Below are 6,383 nucleotides of genomic sequence, written 5' to 3' on the forward strand. Positions count from 1 at the left end.
CGGCGTGGCCGTGGCACTGGCCGTGGCACTGGCACTGGCACTGGCACTGGCACTGGCACTGGACGAAGGGCTCTGACTGGCCGTCGGCGTGGGCGACGAACTCGGGCTCTGACTCGGCGCCCCGGTAGGCGACGCGGATCCCGTCGGCGATGTCGGACTCTGACTCGGGCTCGGCTGCCCGCTCTCGCACGCCGTGGGCTCCGGCGTCGCAGCGCTCTTGGTCACCGCGGTCTCGCTCGGGCTCTGCGACCGCTCGGTCTGCGAACCGGATCCGGATACTGACGCGGAGGGATCCGCCGGTTTCGCTGACGAGGACTCGGACGGTGACGCGGAACCGCTGCACGGTGCGGCGGATGAGGAGGCCGAGGCCGCGACGCCCGCGGTCGCGGGTATCACCAGGAGGGCGCCGATCGCGACCGTCCCCGTTGCCACCGCCCCCGCCACGGACGCCGCAGACCTACTGCTTCTGCGTGCTTGCCTGGGCACTGTTCCAACCCCCAGCTTTCGCTGTTCGACGTGCGTTCGGATCATGCGCCGCGCCGGGCGCACCGTCCCACCGTAACGAATCTCCGGCTCCTCGGGCACCCCCGCCGGGTCTAAAGATCCGCCAAGAACTGACACTAGCCACCGGTCACCGCCCGCACTACTTTGCGAAAAAGCTTCGTTCAGGAGAGGGGCGCACGGGTGACCGGCGGCACGGCGGACAACGGGGCGACAGTGGGCGGCGAGGCCGGCGCGCCGGTCGGTTCGACCTGGCGCAGCGCCGTCAGCGGCCTGGATCTGCCCAGGTTGACGCGTTATCTCGGGGTACGCCTGCCCGGTTCGCTCAAGCCGCCACTGCGGGCGCTGCCGCTGCCGGGAGGGCGCTCGAACCTTACATACGAACTCTGCGACGCAGATGGCAGGGTGTGTGTACTGCGCCGCCCGCCGCTGCCCTTCGGGGCAGGAAATCAGGTCCCGATTCCAGCCACGCTCGCCCCGATGGCCCCCGGCGCCGGACGGGGGGACATACGGCACGAATACCAGGTGATCAGGGCACTGTTCCAGACGCACGGGCGCGGCGGGCGGGTACCGGTCGCCGAGCCGCTGCTGCTTTGCCAGGACACTTCGGTGATCGGCGCGCCCTTCTTCGTCACGGCCAAGGTACCGGGCATCGTCCTGCGCCGCGAACGGCAGGCGGTGGTGCTCACCCCCACACAGTCGCGCTCCGTCGCCCACGGCGTGATCGACACGCTCGCCGCGCTGCACCTGCTCGACGTGCGCGCGACCGGACTGGCCGACTTCGCGCGCACCGACCAGTTCCTCATCCGCCAGGTCGACCGGTGGGATCGGCTGCACGCCGCCTCTGCCAGCCGCGAGGTGCCCAAGCTGGCGCGGCTGGCCGCGGGGCTACGGGCCGGCGTGCCGGACGGCGACCGCGTGGTCATCCTGCACGGCGACTACCGGCTGGAGAATCTGGTGGTCACCGTGGGCGCACCGGCCCGGATCGCCGCGGTGCTGGACTGGGAGGCTGCCACGCTCGGTGACCCGCTGGTCGACCTCGGCCTGCTGCTCACGTTCTGGGAGGGGGCCGGCGCGGCCGTCAAACCGATCGCCTCGGCGCACACCGCCGCCCGCGGCTTCCCCAGCGTCCGCCAGATGGCCGAGCGCTACGCCGCCAAGACCGGCTTCGACCTGTCGCGCCTGGGCTGGTACATCGCGCTCAATCACTACCGGGTCGCCGGGCTTCTGGAAGCGCTGCACTACCGCACGCTGCATGGTCTGCCGGTAGCGGCTGGGTTGGAGGACGCGGGCCTTTGGGTGGCGGAGCTGGTGGAGGCGGGCTACGCCGCGCTGCGCGACGATTTCTGAGGCGGGATCTCGTGAGGCGGTGTCGCGGACCGCGGATCGCGCTTGGGCCTTCTGGCGACGCGCCAGATGCCGTCATTGGCCGGTCGCGGAAGCAGGCAGCAGGCAGCAGGCAGCACGCCGGAGCAACAGTCCGCACAGAGTCATGGACTTCGCGCCGGCTTCCGACCCACACGCTCCCCCACCGATTCGCCGATTCTCGCTTCGCCGATTCGCCGTCGGGCCGCGCGGGTAAGCGGCCAAAGTGGCCCCGCTCGTATACACCCGGCTGCGTGCCGAGGCCGTAAGCGTCCTCAGCCCGCCGTACCAGGCGCTGCGCGCGAGTGGCCTGTCCGCCTTCCCACTGACGTTGATCTGCACGGCGCTGATCGGTGTTCTAGCGCTGGTTCAGCACACCGCGGCCGGTTGGTGGGTGGTCGAGCGCGTCGCGGGCGTCTACCAGGCACTGCCGCTGCCACTGATCCTGCTGCGGCTTCCGCTGTCGATGCTCGCCCCGGCACCGGACCTCCCCGCGTGGGGCGCGATGCTGCAGGTCCTGGTGGTCTTCGGGCTGGGTGAGGCGCACCTCGGGCGACGACGCGCCCTCATCGTCGCGGTGTGCGTGAACGGTCTGACCACGGTGTCCGCGCGCATCATGGTCATCGTGGGTCTGCATCTGGCCATCGGCACGCCTCAGGTGGACCAATACGAACTGGACACCGGTCCGTCTACCGTCGTCGTCGCGCTGAGCATCTACGTGGCGTTCAAGTGCCGGGCGTACCTGATGCTCACGATCACTGCCGCGGCGATGGCCGGTGAGGCGGTTGCACTGCCGAACCTCGCCGGACGCGAGCATCTGGTCGCGCTCGGTCTCGGCGTGGCCGCTTATCTCGTCGGCGAGCGGGTTCCGCGGCGCCGAAGCGTGGCTCGCGTGGCGGCGCCGCCACGGCCGGCTGCGGAGCCGATGCGGGCCGACTCGGCGACACCCGCCGAGCCGACCGCCTCCGGTCCAGCGACCATTCCAGCGACGCGCCCTACTGCAGATATCCCTCGACATCTCGCGCCGAACGCAGTTCCTCGGCGTCCGACGCCCCGGCCCTGAACCTGCGGATCTGGTCCCACAACCGATCCAGTTCCACGTCGAGCGCGTTGAGCCGGGCCCGCTCCTGCGCATCGAGACCGTGGACCTCCACCGAGCGGATACGCAGCCGGTGCTGCTCCGCCTCCACCTCGGCGATCCTCGCCTGGACCTCCTGCTCGGTTTCCATGGCGCTGTCCTCTCCGCCCGAAGGCCGACGAGCCGTTCTCGTCTCATCGACTCCAGGAGACCACACCCGCCGCGCCAGCGCACGGCCCCGCTAAACTGTGATTTCCGTCACATCTGATGCCCCATCACGCTCATGCGCCTCAACGCGCCCCCTTCGCGAGTCGACAGCGGGGCACGTCTTTCTATATATACGAATGCTGATTGTTAAGCGCAGCAGCAGGACCGAGGAGCCGTGACGTCGTGACCCCCGAGCCAGCCGTCCCAAGACCGCGCGCGGCCGGCGCCGCGCAGCGATTCGCCGCGTCCGAAGGGCCGGCTCCCTCCGCCGCTGCCGCCCGGGCGATCCCCCAGGGTGCCGGCCCGCTGTCGGGCCCGTCTGCCGCCGTCTCCGCCACGGCCTCGGCGCCGCGGCTCGCGCAGAACAGGGACCGCGGCACGATCGCGGTGATCCTCTTCCAGAACGCGCCGCTGTTCGAAAGCTCCATTCCGCTCACCGTTTTCGGCGTGGACCGCCGCGGCCAGGGCCTGCCGTACTACCGGCTGCTGGCCTGCATGGGCGAGGCCGGGCCGCTGCCGACCACGGGCGGAATCCTGATGGCCACGCCGTACGGGCTGGCCGCCGCGGACGCGGCCGGCACCCTGATCGTCCCGGCCTGGCGCGCCCCGGCCGAGCGGCCGCCCGAACCGGCGCTGGCCACGCTGCGGCGTGCCGCCAAGGAGGGCGCCCGGGTCGTCGGTCTGGACCTCGGCGTGTTCGTGCTGGCGGCCGCGGGCCTGCTGGACGACCGCTCGGCGACGACACACTGGATGTACGCGCCGACCCTCTCTCGCCGCCATCCGCGCATCCGGGTCCAGCCACGCGAGTTGTGCGTCGACATGGGCCAGTACATCACCGGCGCGGGGGCCGCGGCCGGGTTCGACGCGTGTCTGCACATCGTGCGGCGCGACCACGGCGCCCAGTCGGCGGCCAGCCTCGCCCGGCGGCTCGTCTTCCCGATCGGTCGGCGCGGCGGGCAGGCCCCGTACTTCGACGCCGAACTGCCCGAGGAACTGCTCGGCGATCCGATAGCCGAGGCGATGGCGTGGGCACTGGACCATCTGACCGAGCCGTTCGACGTGGACATGATGGCCGAGCGCGCGTCGCTCTCCCGCCGCTCCTTCGACCGCAGGTTTCGCTCGGCCACCGGTTCCGCACCGCTGCAGTGGCTCAACGCGCAGCGAGTCATGTACGCCCAGCGCATGTTGGAATCCACAGACCTGCCCATGGACCAAGTGGCGCTGCGCAGCGGCTTCGGCTCCCTGGTCGCGATGCGCGGCCACTTCCGCCGGCACCTGTCGACCTCGCCGACGGCGTACCGGCAGGCGTTCCGGGGCGTGCTCGCCGGGGACGAGAGTGCGCAGCAGGAGCAGCAGCAGCAGCAAGAGCAACAGCGGCAGCAGCAGCAGCAGCAGCAGCGGTCGGTCCAGCCGTCGCTGGATGCGCAATCCGCCGAGCACCAGCAGTCCCCTGCCGGCTTCAACGCGCGCGACGGTGCATGACCCCATTGGCCGATACCCTGGCGGCATGAACGGCATCAACGACCGACTCGTGTGGATCGACTGCGAGATGACCGGTCTCGACCTCTCCCGCGACGCGCTCATCGAGGTGGCCGCGCTCGTGACCGACTCGGAGTTGAACATCCTCGGCGAGGGCGTCGACGTGGTCATCAAGCCCCCGCCGGGCGCCGTCGAGCAGATGCTGCCAGTGGTCCGCGACATGCACACGGCTTCCGGCCTGCTCGACGAGCTGGAGCGTGGCCGGGACATGGCCGAAGCCCGGCAGTTGGTGCTCGACTATGTGCGCAAGCACGTACCGGAAGCCCGCAAGGCGCCGCTGGCAGGCAACACGGTCGGTACCGATCGTGGTTTCCTTGCCCGCGACATGCCCGAACTGGAGCGCCATCTGCACTACCGCGTGGTCGACGTCTCCAGCATCAAGGAACTGGTCCGCCGCTGGTATCCGCGGGTCTACTTCCAGGCCCCGCCGAAGACGGGCAACCACCGCGCGCTGGGCGACATCAAGGACTCGATCGAGGAGCTGCGCTATTACCGGGCGACGGTCTTCGTTCCGCTGCCCGGTCCGGACTCGGAGACCGCCCGCGCCACCGCGGCGCAGTTCGGCACAACCGCGCCGGCCGCACCAGTCGCGCCGGCCGGCCAGGACGGTTGACCCGAGGGTCGGCTGGTTAACGGTTACAGACCACCCCCACTGGTCCGCTACACTCTTCGAAGCAACACAACACCATGGTGGGTGTAGCTCAGCTGGCAGAGCGCCAGGTTGTGGTCCTGGATGTCGTGGGTTCAAGTCCCATCACTCACCCAAATAGCGCCCCCGAACAGCGGAAACGCGTTCGGGGGCGCTTTCGTGCGGCGCACCGTCGCGCCCCTGCCGCCCTGAGACTGCCGCGGGCTCGCCCACCCGTCGAACACCCCTCCATCCGCCCGCCGGACACCCGCCGAATGCTCTGAGCTGCGCGGACGGCAATCGCGAAGAACCGATTTCTACTGCGCCGCGATCTAGGGTAATCTCTTCCACGCAACGCGCCGTTAGCTCAATAGGCAGAGCAGCTGACTCTTAATCAGCGGGTTCGGGGTTCAAGTCCCTGACGGCGCACCGAGCGAAATGCCCAGGCACACACCGTGTGACCTGGGCTCTTTCATTTCGCCTTGCCGCCCCGGGCCTCTCGATCGTCACCCGATCGGTGGACGTGCGGTCACGCTGCGGTCACACGTGCTGGTCCCGTGCGCGGCGACAGCTATTGCGGGTGCTGATTTGCCGTGCTGAGACGCGGCCCCGAACCGTCGCGTCGCAACGCGCGCATGGTGCGGTCCGCGCGCATCGGCACTTTCGGTGCGCTCGGCAATTCGCGTGCGCGGTGGTGGGGCCGATGGGATCGTTGGTAGTCCCGTTTCGGTTCGCATGTCAGGAACGCCATGTCTCGCGCACGCTCGCGTCGACCCTCCCGACGAGCTGTGGATGTGAGCCCGTTAAGGCTTAAGCAGCCGGATGAATCATTGGTGGTGCGGGACGTTACGCGGCGGGCGGTGGCCGGATTCGAGCCGGAGAGCGTCGCCGGAGTACTGCACGCGGCCTGTTGTTCGCCGGGTTCGATGCACCGGCTGCCTAGCCCCGTAGTTCGCATGTAGCGATTTGGGCTGACTGGACGTCGAAACGGCGGACGGCGGGGGGTGGCTGGGTGTTGGCTGTCGGGTATGTCGAAGGGTTCGAAGTCGCCGAGGGCGCGGACGG

Annotated in this window: 5 protein-coding genes and 2 tRNA genes; 6 read left to right on the forward strand and 1 reads right to left on the reverse strand. The window is 69.8% G+C overall.

Features of this window, described 5'->3' with window-relative positions:
- Window positions 1-684: 684 nt before the first annotated feature.
- Both KGA66_RS27500 and KGA66_RS27505 read left to right on the forward strand, forming a co-directional pair.
- Window positions 685-1,851 (forward strand): phosphotransferase family protein, encoded by a 1,167-nt coding sequence (locus tag KGA66_RS27500; RefSeq protein ID WP_211472247.1) that lies wholly within the window; start codon window positions 685-687, stop codon window positions 1,849-1,851.
- A gap of 241 nt (window positions 1,852-2,092) precedes the next feature.
- Window positions 2,093-2,929, forward strand: coding sequence for a hypothetical protein (locus KGA66_RS27505; protein WP_211472249.1), 837 nt, complete (start codon window positions 2,093-2,095; stop codon window positions 2,927-2,929).
- On the opposite strand, the gene KGA66_RS27510 is transcribed toward KGA66_RS27505, so the two are convergent.
- Window positions 2,862-3,095 carry a DUF2630 family protein gene (locus tag KGA66_RS27510; protein ID WP_211472251.1) on the reverse strand — a complete coding sequence of 78 codons (234 nt, stop codon included), beginning with the start codon at window positions 3,093-3,095 and terminating at the stop codon, window positions 2,862-2,864. The two genes, KGA66_RS27505 and KGA66_RS27510, sit on opposite strands and share 68 nt — an antisense overlap.
- 239 nt (window positions 3,096-3,334) lie before the next feature.
- On the opposite strand from KGA66_RS27510, the gene KGA66_RS27515 reads away from it, so the two are divergent.
- The 4 genes from KGA66_RS27515 to KGA66_RS27530 all read left to right on the forward strand — a co-directional run bounded on the left by KGA66_RS27515 (window position 3,335) and on the right by KGA66_RS27530 (window position 5,747).
- Entirely contained in the window at window positions 3,335-4,633 is a 1,299-nt protein-coding gene (locus KGA66_RS27515) for a helix-turn-helix domain-containing protein (RefSeq protein WP_312887096.1), read from the forward strand.
- A 34-nt stretch (window positions 4,634-4,667) separates the two neighbouring features.
- Window positions 4,668-5,303, forward strand: coding sequence for an oligoribonuclease (gene orn, locus KGA66_RS27520; protein WP_211472255.1), 636 nt, complete (start codon window positions 4,668-4,670; stop codon window positions 5,301-5,303).
- A gap of 77 nt (window positions 5,304-5,380) precedes the next feature.
- Window positions 5,381-5,453, forward strand: a tRNA-His gene (locus KGA66_RS27525).
- Window positions 5,454-5,674: 221 nt separating this feature from the next.
- Window positions 5,675-5,747, forward strand: a tRNA-Lys gene (locus tag KGA66_RS27530).
- Window positions 5,748-6,383: the final 636 nt, after the last annotated feature.

Source organism: Actinocrinis puniceicyclus, from assembly GCF_018283645.1.
GTDB classification, from domain to species: Bacteria; Actinomycetota; Actinomycetes; order Streptomycetales; family Catenulisporaceae; genus Actinocrinis; species Actinocrinis puniceicyclus.

Coding starts and splice junctions, on each gene's coding strand:
- KGA66_RS27510 (WP_211472251.1), bottom strand. CDS start 3,095: ATGGAAACCGAGCAGGAGGTCCAGGCGAGGATCGCCGAGGTGGAGGCG.